22 protein-coding genes and 1 tRNA gene are annotated in these 20557 nt (G+C 50.1%); 7 read left to right on the forward strand and 16 right to left on the reverse strand.

Annotation, left to right across the window (positions count from 1 at the left end):
* Positions 1–11: 11 nt before the first annotated feature.
* The 5 genes from hisS to ACZ45B_RS09815 all read right to left on the reverse strand — a co-directional run bounded on the left by hisS (position 12) and on the right by ACZ45B_RS09815 (position 4600).
* Entirely contained in the window at positions 12–1292 is a 1281-nt protein-coding gene (hisS, locus tag ACZ45B_RS09795; protein ID WP_024546420.1) for a histidine--tRNA ligase, read from the reverse strand.
* Positions 1293–1320: 28 nt separating this feature from the next.
* Positions 1321–1848 (reverse strand): bZIP transcription factor, encoded by a 528-nt coding sequence (locus tag ACZ45B_RS09800; protein WP_024546421.1) that lies wholly within the window; start codon positions 1846–1848, stop codon positions 1321–1323.
* Between the two features lie 88 nt (positions 1849–1936).
* Complete coding sequence (gene recF / locus ACZ45B_RS09805) at positions 1937–3103, reverse strand: DNA replication/repair protein RecF (RefSeq protein WP_024546422.1); 1167 nt, start codon at positions 3101–3103, stop codon at positions 1937–1939.
* 48 nt (positions 3104–3151) lie between these two features.
* Complete coding sequence (locus ACZ45B_RS09810; protein ID WP_024546423.1) at positions 3152–3688, reverse strand: hypothetical protein; 537 nt, start codon at positions 3686–3688, stop codon at positions 3152–3154.
* Between the two features lie 27 nt (positions 3689–3715).
* Positions 3716–4600, reverse strand: a complete 885-nt coding sequence (locus tag ACZ45B_RS09815) for an alpha/beta fold hydrolase (RefSeq protein ID WP_024546424.1) — start codon at positions 4598–4600, stop codon at positions 3716–3718.
* A 228-nt stretch (positions 4601–4828) separates the two neighbouring features.
* Between ACZ45B_RS09815 and clpS the strand changes: the two genes are divergently transcribed.
* Both clpS and ACZ45B_RS09825 read left to right on the forward strand, forming a co-directional pair.
* Positions 4829–5116, forward strand: a complete 288-nt coding sequence (gene clpS, locus ACZ45B_RS09820; protein ID WP_024546425.1) for an ATP-dependent Clp protease adapter ClpS — start codon at positions 4829–4831, stop codon at positions 5114–5116.
* Positions 5117–5170: 54 nt separating this feature from the next.
* A complete protein-coding gene (locus ACZ45B_RS09825) occupies positions 5171–6019 on the forward strand; it encodes a type II CAAX endopeptidase family protein (protein WP_024546426.1) in 849 nt (282 codons plus the stop codon).
* Positions 6020–6120: 101 nt separating this feature from the next.
* Here the strand turns inward: ACZ45B_RS09825 and ACZ45B_RS09830 are convergent, their stop codons facing one another.
* The 10 genes from ACZ45B_RS09830 to moaC form a co-directional block, all read right to left on the reverse strand.
* Positions 6121–7065: a spermine/spermidine synthase domain-containing protein gene (locus tag ACZ45B_RS09830; RefSeq protein ID WP_024546427.1), complete on the reverse strand. Its 945-nt coding sequence runs from the start codon at positions 7063–7065 to the stop codon at positions 6121–6123.
* A gap of 56 nt (positions 7066–7121) precedes the next feature.
* The gene (gene pstB / locus ACZ45B_RS09835; protein WP_024546428.1) at positions 7122–7919 is read right to left on the reverse strand and encodes a phosphate ABC transporter ATP-binding protein PstB; all 798 of its coding nucleotides are present in this window, start codon (positions 7917–7919) and stop codon (positions 7122–7124) included.
* Between the two features lie 106 nt (positions 7920–8025).
* Positions 8026–8928, reverse strand: a complete 903-nt coding sequence (gene pstA / locus ACZ45B_RS09840) for a phosphate ABC transporter permease PstA (RefSeq protein WP_024546429.1) — start codon at positions 8926–8928, stop codon at positions 8026–8028.
* A gap of 24 nt (positions 8929–8952) precedes the next feature.
* The gene (gene pstC, locus ACZ45B_RS09845) at positions 8953–9924 is read right to left on the reverse strand and encodes a phosphate ABC transporter permease subunit PstC (protein ID WP_024546430.1); all 972 of its coding nucleotides are present in this window, start codon (positions 9922–9924) and stop codon (positions 8953–8955) included.
* A 102-nt stretch (positions 9925–10026) separates the two neighbouring features.
* Positions 10027–11139 (reverse strand): phosphate ABC transporter substrate-binding protein PstS, encoded by a 1113-nt coding sequence (gene pstS / locus ACZ45B_RS09850; protein ID WP_024546431.1) that lies wholly within the window; start codon positions 11137–11139, stop codon positions 10027–10029.
* A 577-nt stretch (positions 11140–11716) separates the two neighbouring features.
* Entirely contained in the window at positions 11717–12529 is an 813-nt protein-coding gene (locus ACZ45B_RS09855; protein WP_024546432.1) for an LmeA family phospholipid-binding protein, read from the reverse strand.
* 44 nt (positions 12530–12573) lie between these two features.
* Positions 12574–13029, reverse strand: coding sequence for a tRNA (adenosine(37)-N6)-threonylcarbamoyltransferase complex ATPase subunit type 1 TsaE (gene tsaE / locus ACZ45B_RS09860; RefSeq protein WP_024546433.1), 456 nt, complete (start codon positions 13027–13029; stop codon positions 12574–12576).
* A 13-nt stretch (positions 13030–13042) separates the two neighbouring features.
* Positions 13043–13342, reverse strand: coding sequence for a DUF3181 family protein (locus ACZ45B_RS09865; RefSeq protein ID WP_024546434.1), 300 nt, complete (start codon positions 13340–13342; stop codon positions 13043–13045).
* Entirely contained in the window at positions 13335–13592 is a 258-nt protein-coding gene (locus tag ACZ45B_RS09870) for a 2TM domain-containing protein (RefSeq protein WP_024546435.1), read from the reverse strand. Before ACZ45B_RS09870 ends, ACZ45B_RS09865 begins: the two co-directional genes overlap by 8 nt.
* A gap of 55 nt (positions 13593–13647) precedes the next feature.
* Positions 13648–14157, reverse strand: a complete 510-nt coding sequence (gene moaC, locus ACZ45B_RS09875) for a cyclic pyranopterin monophosphate synthase MoaC (RefSeq protein ID WP_024546436.1) — start codon at positions 14155–14157, stop codon at positions 13648–13650.
* 60 nt (positions 14158–14217) lie between these two features.
* Between moaC and ACZ45B_RS09880 the strand changes: the two genes are divergently transcribed.
* Together ACZ45B_RS09880 and ACZ45B_RS09885 are read left to right on the forward strand one after the other, a co-directional pair.
* Positions 14218–14291: transfer RNA gene (locus ACZ45B_RS09880), tRNA-Arg, on the forward strand.
* Between the two features lie 175 nt (positions 14292–14466).
* A complete protein-coding gene (locus ACZ45B_RS09885; RefSeq protein ID WP_024546437.1) occupies positions 14467–15567 on the forward strand; it encodes a peptidylprolyl isomerase in 1101 nt (366 codons plus the stop codon).
* Between the two features lie 86 nt (positions 15568–15653).
* On the opposite strand, the gene ACZ45B_RS09890 is transcribed toward ACZ45B_RS09885, so the two are convergent.
* Complete coding sequence (locus ACZ45B_RS09890; RefSeq protein ID WP_024546438.1) at positions 15654–16031, reverse strand: DUF805 domain-containing protein; 378 nt, start codon at positions 16029–16031, stop codon at positions 15654–15656.
* 380 nt (positions 16032–16411) lie between these two features.
* Here ACZ45B_RS09890 and ACZ45B_RS09895 point away from each other — a divergent pair, with 380 nt between their 5' ends.
* The 3 genes from ACZ45B_RS09895 (at position 16412) to ACZ45B_RS09905 (ending at position 20482) form a co-directional block, all read left to right on the forward strand.
* Positions 16412–17995: a Na+/H+ antiporter gene (locus ACZ45B_RS09895; RefSeq protein ID WP_024546439.1), complete on the forward strand. Its 1584-nt coding sequence runs from the start codon at positions 16412–16414 to the stop codon at positions 17993–17995.
* 235 nt (positions 17996–18230) lie between these two features.
* Positions 18231–19748, forward strand: a complete 1518-nt coding sequence (locus tag ACZ45B_RS09900) for a cryptochrome/photolyase family protein (protein ID WP_024546440.1) — start codon at positions 18231–18233, stop codon at positions 19746–19748.
* 263 nt (positions 19749–20011) lie between these two features.
* The gene (locus ACZ45B_RS09905) at positions 20012–20482 is read left to right on the forward strand and encodes a hypothetical protein (protein ID WP_024546441.1); all 471 of its coding nucleotides are present in this window, start codon (positions 20012–20014) and stop codon (positions 20480–20482) included.
* Positions 20483–20557 lie beyond the last annotated feature (75 nt).

Genomic DNA, 20557 nt, shown 5'->3' on the forward strand with positions numbered 1-20557 from the left:
TCCTGCTCGCTTTAAGATCTAATTTGCTGAATTTTGGTGCGCCACTGGTCAATGTTCCCCAAAAGATCGGCCTGGGCCAGGGTTTCTTGGGCTTTGGTTTGGAGCCATTTCAGTTGCACCTGCTGGTTTTCGGCTTCTTCTTCACCCAGTACGAGGCAGGCGATCGCCCCACTGCGGTCGGCCCGCTTAAACTGTTTACCGAAGGCACTGCCACTGAGATCGAGCTCTACCGAAAATCCGGCAAAACGTAATTTATGGGCCAAAATCACCGCATTTTGTTCTGCTTTTTCGCCCTTGGAGACGAGGTAAAAATCGAGATTTTGTGGGGGGACTGCGGACAATTGTTGCAGCAAAATCACCAGTCGCTCTAAGCCGATCGCCCAACCCACCGCCGGGGTTTCCGGGCCGCCGAGTTCTGCCACGAGGCCATCGTAACGGCCGCCGCCGCAGACTGTGGCCTGGGCGCCGAGATCGCTAGATTGGATTTCAAAGGCGGTGTGGGTATAGTAGTCTAGACCCCGTACTAGGCAAGGATTTAGGGTGTAATCAATCCCCAGAGCTGTGAGGGAAGCTTGCACCTGATCGAAGTGACGTTTGGATGCGTCGCCGAGATAATCCAAGATGCTGGGGGCATTCTGGGCAATTTCTTGGGTTTTTTGATCTTTACTGTCCAAAATCCGCATTGGATTTCGTTCTAAACGGTCTTGGGAATCGGCGTCTAGGTCAGCCTTAAACGGCCTGAGATAGTTTACTAAAGCCTCACGATAATTTTGGCGATCGCCCCCATTGCCCACCGAGTTTAGTTGTAGAGTGAGATTTTTCAGCCCGAGTTTTTGCAAAATTTCCGTGGCGATCGCAATCACCTCCACATCGGCGCGGGGGTCAGCACTACCGAGGACTTCTACCCCTACCTGGTGAAACTGCCGTTGGCGGCCCGCCTGGGGTCTTTCATAGCGGAACATCGGCCCCGTATACCAAAGCCGCTGGGTTCCCCCCTGGGCAAAGAGTTTTCGTTCAATGTAGGCCCGCACTGCCCCGGCGGTTCCCTCTGGCCGCAGGGTGATCGGGCGATCGCCCCGGTCCGTAAAAGAATACATCTCCTTGCTGACCACATCCGTCGCCTCACCAATGCCTCGTTCAAACAAATTTGTTTGCTCAAAAATTGGGGTGCGAATCTCCTGGTACATCGCCCGGCCCAGGCAATCCCGGACCACCGCTTCTACCTGTTGCCAGTAGGCGATTTCCGGCGCAAAAATATCCTTTGTTCCTCGTAAAGCTTGAATCGTTGCCATTATGTTTTAAAAAATGACCAGCCCCACCTTAGCGAGATGGCCCGTTGTGATTGTTCAGCAGAGGTAAAACTACCATGTATCCCGCCCCAAATGCCGTAAAAATAATGGCGATCGCCGCCACCAATAGCACCCAGGCATTAATGCCTGGATCTAATTCCGTCTCACTTGCAAAGATTTCTGGCTGTAATGTTGTAAACCGCTGCGCTTCAGGGGGCATAGGTACAACGGTGAGTTGCGGAGTGGGAGACTTCGCCTTGGGCTGACGGTGTGCCGCAGTTGCTGGGGGCAAGGGTTGAATCCCAAAATCATGGCGGCTGACCATCTGCTTGAGGCGTTCTGTGGACTGCACGACCTGGTGGACCTGCTGATGTAAAGTGCGGTTATGGGCCCGGAGTTGCCGATTTTCTGTCTGGAGCGATGCAATTTCTGCTTGGGTCTCTTTCAGTTCCTTGGCGAGTTGCTTGTACACAGAAATGGGCACCGAAGCTCCCCCCTGGGGCAAAGGGGTGACATTGTCCACATTGAAGCTTGGGGAATTAGAGGGATTGGCAATCATGGGCGGCTCACACCAAAACGAGCAAATATTCTTACATTATGATCAAATCTCTAGGATTGTCACCCGCTAGAGACAGAGCTCTCCCCCTTCAAGGGCCATAGGTTTCTGAAAAAGGACGAACATAGGGCCGGAGCATCCCCTGATTTACTGTCAAAATTTGGGCGTGGTTTAACCAGTTTGCCCCAAAGGAATTGAGGTGGGTAGTGGTGATCAGGGTTTGAAAACGGGTTTGGATAGTGTCGAGCAGTTGATTTTGTCGGAAAGGGTCTAATTCAGCAAGGACATCATCGAGAAGCAAGAGGGGGGGCTCGCCAATGATGGTTTCAATCAGTTGCAACTCTGCCAATTTCAGGGCGAGAACAAGGGTCCGCTGTTGCCCTTGGGAGCCATAGAAACGGGCTGGAGTGCCGTTGATCGTAAATTCAATTTCGTCGCGGTGGGGGCCGACCATGCTACTGCCTTGGTATTGCTCTGCCTGGCGGCGTTGTTCAATTTTCTCGAGGCAGGCTTGTTGTACATGGTGCGGATCATCCTGCACCCAGGGGATGTTTGGACAGTAGGTAATTTCTAGGGTTTCGGCTTGGTTGCTAATGTCTCGGTGCCAGGCCTGGGCCAGGGGAATGAGTCTGGCTAAACCACGCGATCGCCTGCGGGTCACACGGGAGCCGGTGGCCGCTAATTGTAGATCCCAGAGGGACAGTTGTTGGCTTAAATCATGGGGAATCGCCACCTGATCCCGGTGGAGTTTCTTGAGGGTTTTTAACAGGGCATTGCGCTGTTTGAGGACCTGTTGATAGTCCTGCAAAATCCGAGCATAGAGGGGTTCAAGCTGTACTAACAGGTTATCGACCCACTGGCGACGACAGTCGGGGCCGCCCCGTACTAAATCTAAATCAAGACAGGAAAACTCCACGGCATTCAAAGTACCCAGGCCATCCAATTGCCGCCGCAGGGTTTCACCATTGCGCTTGAGGGTTCTGCCCCCCTGCCGCCGCAGCAACAGGTCAAATTCGACGCTGCCATAGGCCCGGTCAATGGAAGCTTGGATGCTGGCTGTGATTTCTCCCTGGTGCACAAGATCGGCGTCGCGGCTGGTGCGGTGAGTTTTGAGGCTGGCCAAGAGTTCGACGGCTTCAAGGAGGTTCGATTTCCCCTGGGCATTGTTGCCGATCAGGATCGTTTTTTGGGCGGAAAAATCAACCTGCTGATGGTGGTAGTTGCGAAAATTACGGAGGTGCAGGGTTTGCAAATACATTCTTTTTTCGTCGCCCAAGTCCCGAAACAGAACCCTGATTTTAACGCTTTATGCCCAGGTTAAGGCAGTGGCGATCGCCCAACCGTCCACAAGCAACAGCAGGAGGGTAAATCCCAGCAAAATCATGTACATCCAGGGTTGGGACAGGGGGCGCACATCCCTGGTATCAAGATTCGTCTGGCTTTCAATGAGGCCCACCATCTTCCCAAAGCCGGCCACCCGCATTGGCAGTAAATAAGCGCGATCGCGTTCTGGGGTGACGAAATAATAGACCAAACCCCCCTGGCCAGTGGTGCGCATTTTCAGTTGGTCGATTTTTTCCCAGGGCAGCGACCAGCCTTTGCGGGTCAGCCAGCGAAACCAGGTCGGATAGGTGACGGTAATCCCGGTTTCGTCCAGATACACCTTTTCGCTGAGAGCCCCATAAAGAAAAAGTCCTCCCAAGCCTAACCCTGCCCAGAGGAGATTCGGCGGCACCGGGGCCTGGGTGACTGCGGCTAGGAATGGAATCGGAAGCGTCAGCGAAAGATATAGACTCAGTAGGGTAATGCGGATTAGGGGCGAAAGATTAAAAGTAGCAGGCATAGCGGTAATGCAGATTTTTCTAAAACGCTAAAAAGTTTGGTTTACCCAGTCACGGATTAAAGGATTCACCAGCTCCGGTGTGTCGTCGTGGGGACAATGCCCTGACGCTAGGTAATATTCGGTGAGGTTTGGGTAGTGCTGTTTGAATTTTGCCCCCCGTTCCCGGGCCCGAATCCAGGGATCTTTTTCACCCCAAATCATCAGTAACGGTCGGTCTAGGTCTTCCAGGAGATGATCGACTTTGGCTCCTTCTGGGGTGTTGAAAACAGCGGCGAAAACCTTGGCTGCCCCCGGATCATTGGAAGGGCGCTGAATTTCGTCGATGAGGCGTTCGGTGACAGCATCCTGGTTCACATAAACCTTTTGCAGGGTTTTGCGGATGGTCGATCGCCTTTTGGTGTATTGGAAAATCAATTGAATCGAAAGGGGGCTAAACAGCACCTTGCGAAACGCTTTTTTCAAGGGGGAAGGTTGGGCTTTGACTGGGTCACTAAAGGGGCCGGCACTATTGAGCAGAATCAAACCTTTCGCCACCGCTGGACATTGGGCCGCCGCACAGAGAGATGCATAACCCCCCAGAGAATTCCCCGCCAGCACCACGGGTTCGCCAATCACTTCGTTGATAAAGTCCCGCAGCTGATCCCGCCACAGTGCCCCGCTGTAGACAATGGGGGCTTTAGGCGATCGCCCAAAGCCGAGCAAATCGATCGCCCACACTGAAAATTCGTTTTGGAGGACCGTAATATTTTTGCGCCAGTGGTCTGTAGAAGCCCCAAAACCATGAACAAGCAATAAAGGCGGCTTCCCTTGGCTATTGCCTGCCTGAACATAGTGAATATCGTAGCCACGCCAAGCCCAAAACTGACTCGGAGGATTTTCTGTAACGACATTGGGGGAAACAATAGCACTCATTGGGGCTTGTTTTGTAAATAAATATTAACTTTTGCCATTGTATCGTTTTCCCCCTAGGAGTTTCTGATGCAAGGACGCGGTTAGCTTTTTGAGCAATCTATGCTATAACCTAAGCGACGGTTTTTGATTGTGACATCGTTTACCATGGCAAAACCTCAACAGTTGCCGAGACGGTAAAAACCTATCTTTTCCCTCAAATCCCAATAGTGCCCAGGAGGTTTATTCATCATGTCCACCGGTGTGATCGAACAACGTTCTACGTCGACTATCCGTAAACCGGCTCCCCGCTACCGTGTTTTGCTCCACAATGACGATTTCAACTCTATGGAACATGTGGTCCAGACCTTGATGCAAACGGTGGCTGGCCTGACCCAACCCCAGGCGGTCAGTATCATGATGGAAGCCCATACCAACGGCCTCGCCCTAGTGATCACCTGCGTTCAGGAACATGCAGAGTTCTACTGCGAAACTTTAAAAATGCATGGCCTCACCAGCACCATTGAGCCCGACGAATAGCTGGCGATCGCTTCCCCGTAGATCAGTGCAAGCATTTTTGGTGGTAGATATCCTTTGAAACAATTTTGGCATCTCTGCAAAATTTCCCCAGCTCCCCTACGGCTGGGCCTTTTTTTCATCAGTCTGGCAGTTCTTTGGCTCCCCCTAGCGGCCCCGTTATACTTTATTTTCCGCGCCGATGAAAATCTGACCACTATCCTGACTATGGGGCTGCTTTTTGCCGAATTTCTGCTTTATCTTCCTTTTTGGGTTAAACGAGTCCACGGCGAGATGAAACCTTTGCGGCGGTTTGGCCTGATTTGGCAGCCCCCAAATGCCGTTGATTTAATCATCGGCTTGGCCTATGGCTTGGGCTTCACCTGGGCACTGCTGATTTTTGAAGATCGCCTAGGATTTATTGATCTCATCCCGCCGACCACCGCGCTCACCCGCATCGTCATCGAAGGAGCCCTCAGTGGCTTGGGGGTTGCCCTGGCGGAGGAGTTGGTTTTTCGGGGCTGGATTTATGATGAATTCGACCGGGACTATGGCCCGCAAGCCTCCCTCTGGGGGAGTGCGCTGCTCTTCGCTGCTCTCCATTTCCTGAAGCCTTTACCCGAGATGCTCCGGACTCTGCCAGTATTCCCTGGGTTGACGCTACTGGGTTTAACTTTGGTCTGGGCCAAGCGATCGCGCTCTGGACGTTTAGGCAAACCAATCGGCATCCATGGCGGGCTTGTGTGGGGCTACTACATTTTTAATGTGGGGGGATTAATTCAATACAAGGAGGGGGTATCCCCCTGGTTGACTGGCATTGATGGTAATCCCCTCGGTGGTCTATGGGGAATTTTGTTCCTCGTGGTTTTGGCTGGACTCATGGCCCGCGCCACCCGGAAATCCCCCTCAAGAAAAAGACCCCTCTAATTCGTCTCTGGAGAGAAGAAAAGGGGGGCGCAATCAGTAAAATTTTTTCTAGCCTAAGCAGTGAATCAGGAAGACCCCGCTTTTAGGCAGGGAAACGTCAACTACTGGGCTTTGTGGCCTTTCCCGAAGAATTTTGGCGGTTCTGCTAGGGTAAAGACTTCGGTATGGGTGGCGATCGCCTCACGAATGTGCCGGAAGGTTTGCAACATCCCCAATAGGGTTAAACCATCGATAATCTTAAAGCCACCAGTGGTTTGCTCAGCCAACAGTTGATCCACGGCTTCCGGGTCGGGCCGTAGATTCAGATCGCCATCGGTGCAGATCGCAAAACCCCAGGGGGAGCCATAGCTGGAAATGGGCGTCGAGTAGGAAGAAACGTTGGCGTAAACCGCCTTAAGGGTATTCACCAGTCGCGCATGGAGCCGTAAATTCGCCGGTGCGGTGGGGCCTGCCTGAACAGCAACAATGCCACCGGGAGCGAGCACATCCTTAAGTTGCTGGAAATACTCCTTAGTGAAGAGCTTAAACGAGGGTCCTTCCTCAATGGGATCCGACAGGTCAGAAATAATTACATCCCACTTTTCGGTAGTGGTTTCTAAAATTTTGAAGGCATCTTCAATGCGTAGGTCTAAACGCGGATCATCAAAGACCCCCTGGTGCATCTCCGGGAGATACTCTTTGCAGGCTTCAACAACTTCGCCGTCGATATCCACCATCATCACTTTTTCAACGGACTGCCAGCGCAATACTTCTCGCACGGTGGCCCCTTCTCCAGCACCAAGAATTAAGACCTTTTTCGGGGCGCCGTGGGCGATCATGGCCGGGTGAACGAGAGGTTCATGGTAGAGAAATTCGTCTCCGGTACAGGATTGCCATTTGCCATCAAGCACTAGGGCTTTGCCATAGGCACCACTTTCGACGATCGCCATTTCTTGAAATTGGGTTTGTTTATAGGCCAAAATCTTGGTGATCCCGTGGCTGTAGATATCCCAGGGTGTAATGTACTCATTAATCCAATAGTCGGCTTTAACTTCACTACCTGCCATAATTTTTTTCCTGTGACAATTGACCGGATACCAGTATTGCAGACTTTTTCGATTTTTTAGCCAAATTGACCGCTGACATAGCTGAGGGTCAGTTCATCGTTGGGCGTCGTAAAGATCGTTTGGGTTTCGTCCATTTCTACGAGATAACCGACGCGGCGACCACCGCTCAGGGCTTCGGCGTTAAAAAAGGCTGTGTAGTCGGATACGCGAGAAGCCTGTTGCATGTTGTGGGTGACGATCACAATGGTGTAATTCTGCTTGAGATCCATCATCAACTCCTCAATCTTGAGGGTGGCGATCGGATCTAGGGCGGAACAGGGTTCGTCCATCAAAATGACATCGGGCTTGAGGGCGATCGCCCGGGCGATACAGAGGCGCTGCTGTTGCCCTCCTGACAGAGACATCCCACTTTTATTAAGCTTATCTTTCACTTCATCCCAGAGCGCTGCTTGACGTAGGGCAGTTTCAACCACTTCATCGAGGTCAGCCTTCGGGTAATTTGTCCGCACCGCAAAGGCAATATTGTCATAGATTGTCTTCGGGAAAGGGTTGGGCTGCTGAAAGACCATGCCGATTTTTCGCCGCACCGCCACTGGTTCAATGGTTGCACCATGGAGATCAACCCCCCGATAATGTAATTTCCCCGTTACCTTAGCACCGCGAATGAGATCATTGGTGCGGTTGAAACAACGGAGTAGGGTGCTTTTGCCACAACCCGAAGGCCCGATAAAGGCAGTGATTTTATTGGCCGGGACATCAAGGGTGACATCCCGCAACGCGACGGTGTTGTTGTAATAAACCGAGAGATTATTGACTTCAAAAACAGGTTGAGTCTTTACGAGGGTGTCAATCATGATGGTGAGTGTTGTAGTAACGGGGCTAGAAGGGATAAGTTCCAAGGAAGATTTTTAGTGTTTCTGTCGCTTGGCGATCGCCACCAAATATTTAGCCAAGGAAAAACTAAACAACTTTTTGCCGACTAAAGAAACGCGCCGCAATACTAAAAATCAACACAATAAAGACCAACATCATCGCCGCTGCCCAAGCCAAATCCTGGGAAGCCTTGTAGGGAATGATCGAGAAAAAATAAATCAAAACCGGTAAGGTTGCTACGGGCTGAAACAGATCATTAGACCAGAAATTATTATTAAAAGCCGTAAACAATAGCGGCGCTGCCTCTCCTGCTGCGCGCCCCAAAGCCAAAACAATCCCCGTGGTTAAAGCAGGCATTGCCGTAGGGATGACAATTTGTGTAATCGTCTGAAAGCGAGTCGCCCCAATCCCAATTGAAGCCTGGCGCATTTCACTGGGCACGAGCAATAAAGCTTCCTCAGCAGCCCGGACGATGATGGGTAACATCAACACCCCAGTCGCAACCCCCCCCGAAAACGCAGAGAAGCTCCGCATCGGCAACACAACAATGGAGTAGGCAAATAGGCCACAGAGAATCGCGGGCACCCCGGTGAGGACGTTACAGGAAAATTTCACAATTTGGGCGATCTTCGTTCCTTTCCCGAATTCTGCCAGGTAAATCGCTGCCAGCACCCCAAAAGGCACGGCAATCACCGTCGCCACACTCAGGGTCATCAAGGTGCCAATGATCGCATGACCAAATCCCCCTTCAGTGAGCCCTGGCGGTGGTGGGAGCTCTGTGAAAACGGTCGGAAATTTGAGTTGGTTGATCCCCTTTTTTGAGACGCTGTAAACCACTGCGGCTAAAGGAATCAATACCGAGGCGGTAAAGGCAATCACCAAACCAGTCAGAAGGACGGACAGAGCCCGACGGTAGAGAGGAATTGCACTCTTTGAGAGGTCTGACTCTTGGAGAAATACCGGAGCTGAATGGTTATCGAAAGTATCCATGATGGTAATTAGAAGTAAATCAACCTAGCGTTCAACGTTTTGGAAACGACGAATAATCAGTTCTGCAAAGATGTTCACCACCAAAGAAAGAACCATCAGCACGAGCCCAGCGTACATCAGTGCCGAGACCTGGAGACGGCCTGCTTCTCCGAACTGGGAGGCGATCAATGCTGTAATCGTTGATCCTGGCTGCAAAATCGAGATATCAATCCGGTTGGCGTTACCCACTAGCATTGCGGCCACCATGGTTTCGCCCATGGCCCGACCAAGGGCAAGCATCACAGAACTAACAATCCCCGATAGACCAGCGGGAATCAATACCCTCAGAATAGTTTCCCAACGGGTCATTCCCAAGGCTAGGGCGCCATTGCGGAGATAGGGAGGAAGCACTTCAAAGGTACTGCGGGTAATGGAAATGATGATCGGCACAATCATCACTGCGAGCACCAGACCCACGATCATCAGGTTGTTTCCCCTCGGGGAACTGCCCCCAAAAAAGGGAATCCAGCCAAGATATTGATTTAAAAACTGGAAGAAGGGACGGAGGAAAGGTACAAGGACAAAAATCCCCCAAATCCCTAAGACCACACTGGGAATCGCCACAATCAGCTCAATGGCAAAGGCAATGGGGGTGGTGATGTAGCGGGGCACAAAATCTTCAGTCAGGAAGATAGCCACCCCAACTCCGACGGGAACTGCAATGATGAGGGCGATCGCCGAAGTGATCAAAGTGCCATAAATCTGGGGGAGGACACCATAGACGTCTTCAATGGGGTTCCAAGTGCTATTAAACAAAAAACCAAGGCCAAACAATTGTATTGCTTGGGTACTGGATGCTCCGGTTTGAAGAATTACCCAGAACAATACCGAACCTGCGGCAATGGCCAAAGTGAGAGTTAGGCCCCAAAACCCGATGTCGATTACCCGGGCTGGGGTCGTTTTTTTGTCTAGACTTGGACTGCGCTGAAATCCAGAAGTCTCTTTAGCGATCGCCATAACTTTTTAAAAAATCAAGTATTGCATCAGTTTAGGTCTATAGATCCACGTAGAGGGCGATTAGGTCAAGCCGTCGCCCTCCGTATCACTATGTTTCTGCGGTTAGCTAGGGTTAGTCGTTACACTATCCAAAGCTTCTTGGATTCGTTCAACCAAAGAATCAGGCATAGGAACATAATATAGTTCTTCGGTGATTGCTCGACCATCAGGCCCTAGAGTCCACTCGATAGTACTCTTGAGCGCTTCCCACTTCGCTGCATCAGGATAGTTGCGATAAACCATGGCCCATGTCAAACCAACAATTGGGTAAGCATCAGGGTTCTGAGGATCGGGAACGAGGAGCTCGAAATCTTCAGGAATTTCTTCCCCTTCAAAGGCGAGAGCAGCATTGGCTGGGAGGGGATCCGGATAGTTTCCGGCCGCGTTTTCGATGCGCGCTACAGGAATATCATTTAATTCAGCGAAGGCATAAGAAATATAACCGATCGCCCCTTCATTTTGCTGAATCCCAGCAGCAACCCCTTCATTCCCTTGACCACCGATCCCGACGGGCCATTCTACAGTTGTACCAGTGCCAGCCGTCCATTGGTCACAAACAGTCTGAATATGGTTCGTAAAGACAAATGTCGTGCCGGAACCATCGGAGCGGTGAACCCAAGTGATGGGTAGGTCGGGCAGCTCTACACCATCATTATCAGCGGCGATCGCTGCATCGTTCCAGTTGGTGATGTCACCATTGACGATACCGCAATAGGTTTCCCGAGAAAATCTCAGCTCCGCATCTACACCGGGGAGGTTGTAGGCAAAAATTACATAGCCCCCAACCACAGGTATTTGAAGGGGCTCTGTGCCAGGATAAGCCGCTCTAAAAGAAGCCATCCGGTCTTCAGATTCAGTGATGGGCGCTTCACTGGCCCCAAAGTCAACTGTACCGTTGATGTACTGCTCTAGACCTGCACCACTACCAACAGACTGATAGCTAACCTGCACATTGGAATCAACCTCACGATTGTATGTGTCGAACCAACGCTGAAACAGAGGGGCGGGAAAACTCGCACCAGCACCACTGATAGAGATTGTGCTCCCACTACCAGAAGTTACAGGAGCGCCATCATCGCCAACGGTTCCTGTTCCACCACAAGCCGAAATACTCAGGGAGAGAAGTGCTGCAGTTGCAAGGGTTTTACGACGGGAGAAAAATTTCAACGGTACCATTTTGCCTCAAGAAAAAAAGTTTCTGAAAATCCTGAAAACGATATTTGTGCGTGATTGCAATGTTTTCCAGACGGGTGAATACTAAAACCGCAAGGTTAACGCGGGTTTAACGCAACATTGAGAAGGCATTATTTTTCTTCTAAGTTCAAAGCTTGTGGCCTCTTTAAAACTGTCGATCGCCAAAAGAAAAATAAAGATGAATACATTTAGAAATAGAGCTTTCAAAGTAATGTACTCTTGCGGTTTTAGTCTGGTTTCTGAAACGAGCAAAATCAGACTTTAATTCATTATTCCTAAGGATTTAATCTCTGTTGTCTCCAGGGTCAAGCACTTTTTTCAATGTTTGCTTTACAGTTCTTTTTCTTCAGGCATTAAAACAGTCCGTAGTGCCCACAGCAGTAAAAAGGCCATTACATCAGCCGTGATTAAAAAAGCGATCCAGTTTTGATCTATACCCATTATGATACCCGGGCGAACATTGATTATTTACTATCAAATCAAAAGCTATCATAATCTTTTTGCTATACCTAAGCCAGAAAAAGACTTTTAAATCCTTGGGTGGAGAGATTAGATTTTTTTATGATGCAGGCTCTGGAGGCGTAAAGCGAATAAACATCGCTCCCTGGAGTTCTTGGCTATCAGCATCAAGTTGTAGAAAACGAGCCGTTAAACCACGATTCTGAAAAATGCGTAAGTTGAAGCGCTGGCTGAACGCCTGGGCAAAGCCACTGAGGAGGGGCGGTGGTAGAGGCTGGTCGTCGATGCTGCCTTCAAGGTCTTGCCATTGAAACTGGCTCCCAGAGGCAAGCCCTAGGGTGAAGGCAAGGCGGAGGGTCGATTGCTCAGTTTCCCCGGTGGCTGCATCAATGCGGGAAATGTCGCCCATAAACTGAAAACGGTTATTTCCTAGGAAATCGAGGGTCGCAGTTTCGAGCTGGAAACGTTCGGGTCTAGTGCTCCCTGGGGCGGTGAGTAGGCGGTTAATCACCGGTTGTAGCAGTGTTTTCACCCGGGGCGATCGCAAGGCTTCATTCACATCTGCTTCTGTGAGCACAAAGCGCATTCCAGTTTGTAGGGGTTCTCGAAGCACATTAGGGCCAGGCTGACCACTGCGGAGTTGTGCTAGATCTAAGTTCAGGGCATCGGTTTCTAGTTCAAGCACTGCCAAGCGTAGGCCGGGAACCAATTCAACGCCCCGACTGGCAATCTGGACTCGGTCAATTTTGCCGCCGATAAACTGATGACTGGGGATATTATCGACGCGCACCTCAAAGCTTTCTGCATCCTGGAGCCGTTGGCTGATTTGTCTACCGCTCACCTGCTCTAAGATGAAACTGAACGGCGAAAGGCCTACCAACAGACCAGACATCAAGAGGGCAAGAAATTCCATGGTGTTTCCCCAGTAGTGGTTTGTCCTTCAAATTTATCGAAAAATCAGCCAAAGATAGGGTCGAGTTCTAGATTGACCGCTGATATGATTGCCTGCCGTTGATCATCATTTGTATGGCACAGGGCAATTTGAAAATAGCGTTCAGGTAGGTAAGGGAGCCGCTCAGACCATTCAATCACCGTGAGCCCGGGGGGATAATCTTCCCCTTCCCAATAGGTTTCGGGGTAGAGGCGATCAACTTGTTCCGGTTCCAGGCGGTACAGATCAAGGTGATAGAGGGGAATCCGTCCAGTATGGTACTCATTCACCAGGGTGAAAGTGGGGCTGGCGATCGCCTCGCTGATCCCTAAGCCTAGACCGATGCCCTGGGTGAGGGTTGTTTTCCCCGCGCCGAGATCTCCTTTGAGCAAAATCACGGTATTTTCCGGCAGACGTTCCCCCAGCTTTATGCCCAACGCCTGGGTTGCCGCCGCATTTTCTAACAGCATGGTTTCTGCCATCACTCGTCCCGCTTCAGAAATTGTCTTGATAATCTTCGAGGAGCTTAATGAGATCCCCTTGAACGGCAGCGGGAATCAACTGGGCCAGGGACACAAAAACCTGTGTCCCACCGAGGGGCACTTGGAGCGATCGCAAAACTTCTGTAACGGTTGCTTCGTCCACGGCGCGGTCTTCGATCGCCGGAAAAATTTTCTCAGCCACAGCCGTATGTAGCCGGGCATCGGCCAGATACAAATGCCAGCCGGACACATCAATGTAGATATTCTCGCCAATCTCGGCGGCCAGTTTTTCAATTTGAATTGTGCTAGCCATTAGAAGCCTCCGAATAGTCGGCGATCGCCGTAATGTAGAGCAGGTGCAGCCCCAAAATACCGAGCCAAATCAAACTAAAGGGTTTTACCCAGGGCCGTTCCACCGTCGTTTGAATCAAAGTCGTAAACCAAATAGGGGAGTTGATCGCGAGGTAGACCATCACATGAACGATAAAATTCATCCGGTCTTCGGCGCGACGGAACTCAGGATCAGTTTTACGGTCAGGTTTGCGCGGCCAGCTGCGAGGCATAGGTTTTACGAATGATATAGACGGAACACAGGTGATCCTATCACAAGGATTTTCCTCAGGCTTGCCTGGTGTAATCGCCGGATTTGCCGCCAGTTTTTTTCAGCAGTTGAATCTCAGAAATTGTCATCCCTTTATCCATTGCTTTCGCCATGTCATAGAGGGTCAGGGCCGCCACAGACACAGCGGTTAAAGCTTCCATTTCGACCCCTGTTTCTGATTTTGTCGTCACGCTCGCCTCAATGCGATAACCAGGTAATAGGGCATCGGCGATAAAATTCACCGTCACTTTTTTAATCGGCAAAGGGTGACACATGGGGATCAAATTTGCGGTTTGTTTCGCGGCCATAATCCCGGCAATGCGGGCTGTGCCTAAAACATCTCCCTTGGGGGCATCACCCGCTTGGATCGCGGTAAAGCATTCGAGGGTCATGGTAATTATCCCCGTGGCGATCGCCTCGCGTTTGGTGATCGCTTTACCAGAAACATCGACCATCTGGGCTTCCCCATGGGCATTGAGGTGGCTCAGGGGCGGCAGAGAAACTTTTTTTTCAGAAAACTCTTGCATTGATCCAAAACGTCTGTTAGATTAGATGACTGTTGGTCAAACAACAAATCTCTTCTGCGTGGGTCTGTAGCTCAGCGGATTAGAGCAGCTGACTACGGATCAGCAGGTCGGGAGTTCGAATCTCTCCAGGCTCGTAAGAAGAGAAAACAACCCTCCTAGGTTAGCCTAGGAGGGTTTGTTGTGGCAACAATCTAAAGAGTCATGAGGTTTTGTTGACAAGCCCAGAGAGAAACACTGAATATGACAGGGGAGCTGTCTATATCTGCCTTTTCAAAATACACTCTCACAACGAACTCATTTCCCTCCGTCATGACCAAATTTTTTAACTACTGCCTCTCGACGGCTTTGGCGATCGCCCTTTGTTTCGGCGTGACCCAAGCGGCCTGGGCGTTACCCCAAGCAAGTTTTACCCTGGCTTCCTTGGCCCAAGGGGACGCGATTACTGACCCAGAAGCAATCTTGCGCTATGCCCTGCCCATTGATAACCAGCAGATCCGTAATCTCCAGGACAGCATGGAATTTATGTCGAAGGATCTGCGGGCGAAGCGTTGGGGACCCATTGCCGCCAGTGCCAAAAAAGCCAGCCGCGTTCTTTCCATTAGTCAAGATGCCATCCTCGAAGATGTGGTTCCTAGTTTCAAAGAACAGGCCCAGACTCTCCTGAGTGAGATAGAACAGGATGTCGCGGTCATGAAAGAGGCGATCGCCACTAAAGATCGTGAGACCATCTGGACAAAACGCCGGGAAATTCTCAATAAAGTCGGGGCGATCGAAGAAGCCATGATCGCTGAATATCCCACGACCATTCCTGAGGAATATGCCAATCTGCCTCGGCTGTTAGGCCGCGCTACCGTTGAACTAAAAACCACCCAGGGCGACATCACCGTGGTTGTGGATGGTTACAACGCACCAATCAACGCCGGTAACTTTGTTGATCTGGTGCAACGGGGCTTTTATGATGGACTGCCTTTTGTGCGGGCTGAAGATCTCTTTATTCTGCAAACGGGTGATCCAGAAGGGCCAGAACAAGGTTTTATCGATCCGAAAACAAAGCAATACCGAGCAATTCCCATGGAGATCATGTTGGCAGGTGACAATGAAGCCACCTACGGCGCGACCCTCGAAGACCTCGGCATTTACCTAGCAGATCTTAACTTGCCTTTTAACGCCTACGGTGCTTTAGCCTTAGCGCGGCCTGCTGATGATGCGAATGGAGGATCTTCTCAAGTGTTCTTCTTCAAGTTTGACAATGAGCTTGCCCCTCCCGGATTTAACCTGATGGATGGTCGCTATTCTGTCTTTGGTTACACTGTCGATGGTAAAGACGCTCTCGAGGCATTGACTAAAGCAGACAAGATTATTTCTGCAAAAGTTGTCAAAGGTCTAGACAACCTCGTTGTTCCCAGCTAAGCCGCTAAATGCCGCATAACCCCCCATAAAAAAACACCCACTGCTAATAATAAGCTTGGGTGTTTTTCTTGTTTTAACTTTAAAAATTAAGCAGTGGTGTCAGCATTATACTGATTTTGACCAGATACACTGGGAGACGCAAAAAAGACAATTAAAACAATTGCGCCAATAATCGGAACCAAGCTAATCAATAGCCACCAACCACTCCGGCCAGTATCATGCAATCTCCTGATTCCTAAGGCGATACCAGGTAAGAGAAAAGCAAGGCTGTAGACAATACTCAGTAAACTAGCAAGGGCTCCGAGGAATGTCTGTTCTAGAACACTAAGAGCGAAAGAAATTGCCAGATTGACAATAAAAACGTACCAGAATTCTTTCCGACGAGTGCGGCCACTAAAATTTGTATAATTTAGCCAAGCGTTGATGTAATAATCTTTAAACTCTTCGAATAACCCTTTGTCCATGGACTTTACCTTTTCTTTGGCATTACAAAGGGCATTTTACATATAAGATCTCTGGGTGATTCATGATTTTTAAAAAAATCAACATTTTGTAACTATAAAGATGCAAGTATGTTTTAAATGTATTACTCACCAACTGCCATGTCAGCTCGATGGCTATTGATATCGGTTAAGTTCGCAAAAACTGGAGAGAGAATTTTGTTAACTGAAAAATAGAGTTGTTGGCATAGAAAAATTTAACTAAAAATAAACAAATAGGCATTCAAGAATATTTTTGTGGTTCGTTTTTGTGACTATTTAAGCTCTTTAAATATTTTTATTGTATTGGATTGTTCTTGTTAGCATGGAGAAAAATTAAGTCCCTAATACTTTGACAATTGACAATGATTTTTCTTGCGGAACTCGGAGAGGCGGCGATCGCCACGAACTTACAACAATTTGTTCTGGTCTTGTCGATTTCCCTGACAGTGGCAACTTTTTCGCGGATCTTTAGCTGGCTCAGGCAGATCCCCTATACCCTGCTGCTGGTGATTGTTGGCCTGGGTTTAGCGTTTATTGATGTGCGCTTGGTCAACCTTTCCCCAGAACTGATCCTTGAGATTTTTTTGCCACCGCTCCTGTTTGAAGCGGCCTGGAATGTCCGCTGGCGAGAACTGCAAAAGCAATGGCTACCCATCGCCCTTTTTGCCCTGGTGGGAGTGGCGATCGCCATTTTGGGGATTGGTTTTGCCTTGAGTCAATGGACAAATTTGGCCCTGAGCTCAGCGCTGTTGGCAGGGGCAGCTCTTTCCGCAACGGATCCAGTGTCGGTGGTGGCGCTGTTCCGGGAATTGGGCGCGAGTAAGAAGCTCACTATGGTGATGGAAGGGGAAAGTCTGTTTAACGATGGGGTTGCCGTGGTCGCCTTTCTGCTGCTAGTGGGCATTCCCCTGGGGACTCAGGCTTTTTCTGTGACAACAACCGTTTCGACATTCTTGATCTTTGTGGGGATCGGGGTTGGCTTGGGAGCCCTGATTGGCTTTGGGATTTCTTTTTTGACCCAGCGCTTTGATATTCCCCTGGTGGAGCAGTCTCTAACCCTGGTCTCTGCCTATGGTACTTATCTGCTGACGGAGGAGCTAGGGGGGTCTGGAGTGATTGCGGTGGTTACTGTGGGAATGATTTTAGGGAACTTTGGCTCGAATATCGGCATGAATCCCCGAACTCGCCTGGTAGTGTCTGAATTTTGGGAATTTCTCGCGTTTTTCGTCAATTCTATTGTTTTTCTGCTCATCGGCGACCAGGTGAATTTCAGGACCCTCGGCAAAAGTCTGGATGGGATCTTTGTGGCGATCGCCGCTGTGCTCGTCACCCGTGCCATTTCTGTCTATGGTCTCAGTTGGATTTCCAATCGTTTTAGTGAAAAAGAGCCCCTGAGTTTGGCGGAACAAACTGTTCTCTGGTGGGGCGGGTTGCGGGGATCGGTATCGATCGCCGTGGCCCTCAGTGTGCCGGTAATTTTAGGCGATCGCCAAGAAATTATTAACATCATCTTTGGGGTCGTGCTGTTCACCCTATTGGTGCAGGGATTGACAACCCAATGGTTGCTCGAAAAACTCGATCTCATCGGTGACCAGCCAATTCGCCAGGAATATTCTGAATATCTCGCCCGGCGTGTCGCCCTCAAAAGGGTTCTCGCCTATCTCGACCAACTGAACCTTGCCGCCGATGTCGATGAGGAATTTTATCGCTACGAGCGGGATTTAGTGGAGTCGGAACTGGAGAGTATCGAGGAAAAAATCACCAAACTCAAAGCCAAGCATCCCCAATTGCGGGAACTAGACATGAAGCAATTGCGGGATACCTTGCTCGATATTGAGGCCGATACCTATGCCGAATTTATCCGGGTGGGCCGCCTCAACAAAGATCTTTCGCCGCTGCTCCAGGAGATTTTGATCAAAGCCACAGCAAAAGACAGCCATAGTTAGCCACCCTTGGCGAAGCAGATCATCACGATAAAAGACAGCGCTAAACCGGGACTGAGGAGAGTTGCGAGGGTTAAAAGTTCTTCGCCGGACATAGAAAAATACCTGTGGTAAATGCTTCTCTTCTACGTTAAAAGCTTTTTCGGGCGATCGCTAACAAGTTCACGGAAACTTAATGCCCGGCAGCCTAAAAAAGCCTGTGTTACACTCTCCAACAGCATTTTTTCGGGGCAATGTAATGACGGTCGGGATTTGGGTACTGGGGGATCAACTGTGGGCCGGACAAGCCGCCCTCCAGCAACGGGAAACACAAAAAACAAACACACCCGTTCTGTTAATTGAAGCGGTGGACTATGCCCAGCAACGGCCCTACCATTACCAAAAGCTGGTGCTGGTGTGGTCGGCGATGCGCCATTTTGCCCAAGAACTGAAGGAAGTAGGCTGGCCTGTCCATTATGCGATCGCCCCAAACTTTCACGCTGCCTTAACAGACTGGATCGCCGCCGAGGAAATCACAGAACTGTGGGTGATGCAGCCCAGCGATCGCCCTTTTGAAGCTTTTTTAACAAGTCTGGATTTACCTTGTCCTCTGAAGCTGATCCCCAATAACCATTTCCTCTGGACGCGGGAAGAATTCCAAACCTGGGCGACGGGGCGCAAACGTTTGGTGCTCGAAGATTTTTATCGGGCAGGCCGTAGACGCTTTAATATCCTCCTCGATGACCAGCAGCAGCCCCTGGGCGGCCAGTGGAATTTTGACAAAGACAATCGCAAACCACCAAAAAAAGATTTCCATCCCCCCAAGCCCCTCACCTTCGCGCCGGATGAAACCACCCAGGCGGTAATTGCCCGAATTCAGGATCTAAAAATCCAAGGCTATGGCCAACTCGAACCCTTCCACTGGGCGGTGACTCGTACCCAGGCCCTCCAGGTGTTTGAACAATTCCTCGCCACAGGTTTAGAAAAATTCGGCACCTTTCAGGATGCAATGGTCACGGGAGAATATACACTCTGGCATGCGTTGATTTCCCCCTATCTCAATTTGGGCCTTCTCCATCCCTGGGAGCTGATTAAAAAAGCGGAAGCGGTGCGGGAACAAAAGGCGATCGCCCTGAATAATCTAGAAGGCTTTATCCGGCAAATCCTCGGTTGGCGCGAATATCTCCACGGCCTTTATCACTATGTCGACGCCGATTATCCTGAAAAAAATTACTTTAACCACCAGCAGCCCCTCCCCGATTTCTATTGGGACAGCCGCAAAACCGATCTCAACTGCCTTAAACAGGTGTTGCAGCAAGTCGAGCAAACAGGCTATGCCCACCACATCCAGCGGCTAATGATTCTGAGTAATTTTGCTTTGATCCTCGGGGTGAACCCCCAGGAATTGGAAGCCTGGTTCCATGCCGCCTTCATCGATGCCTACGACTGGGTCATGCAAACCAATGTAATTGGGATGGGCCAGTTCGCGGATGGCGGCATCCTCGCCAGCAAGCCCTACGCTGCTTCGGCGAACTACGTCAATAAAATGAGCGATTATTGCAAAAACTGTCGCTATGACAAAGGCGATCGCCACGGCGAAACAGCCTGTCCATTTAATACTTTCTACTGGCACTTTCTTGACCGCCACCAGGTGCAGCTGCGACGCCAGGGCCGGATGAACCTGATCCTCAAAAGTCTAGAACGTATGGACAAAGAAGAATTAGATGCCATCCATACCCAAGCCATCACTTGGCAAACCCGCCTCCATTCAGGATAAATGCAAACGGTTTAAGTGAGGCGATCGCCCCTGGTTATTAATGCCTAAAAATCTTTTTCAACCCATTAAAGTCATAAAAATCATCCCTAAAAAAATTGACTATTCCCATCATCCTTAGGCTGATTTTCAAGAAAGAAAGTACATCAATATTGCTTTTGATCAAAAAGAAATAAAAATCAAAAAAATACGGGAAAATCTTCCAAGGCACGACTACAATAACCCATAGTGACAACAGCTTTTGTGTGAGGCAGTAGGACAAAAATATGGCAGTTGCCCCTCGACCTTGGCAGGTTTCGCCGCCACGCCCACAGAAACCCCGACCCTTGGCGGTGGTGCGCCCCACGGTGCAACCACTACCATCTCCCCCAGACACCGACCTCATTCCCCTCAGCATTCGTATGCTCCGGCTTAGTAAACAAATGACCCAATGGCTGGCGATCGCCAGTGTGACCACAGCAATGGGTCTCTACGCAGGGAAAGCCTATAACCAAAAGGGCTGGAGTGAATCTTTTCAGCATCTGCTTCAACTTCAAGACCGTGAAGCTCGCCTTGTGGTGACCAGTGCCAGTCTCGGAGAATATTTTCGACAACAAGCTGCACAGCCGAGCACCGAGCTTGTGGACCCGACCCCAGCCCACAATTTATACATTCCAGCCCCGGATCAAGTCTCTCTTCCCCCTGTCCCCACCGAAGCAACAGTCTCTCCCAGAGAACAATCGCCCATCGGTTATTGAAACTATTTTTACAGCACAACCTTGAATTCGTTTCTTGGTAGAGTGTTGAGCAGATTCGCCCCTATTCCCCCCAGG

The organism is Picosynechococcus sp. NKBG15041c (assembly GCF_055380235.1).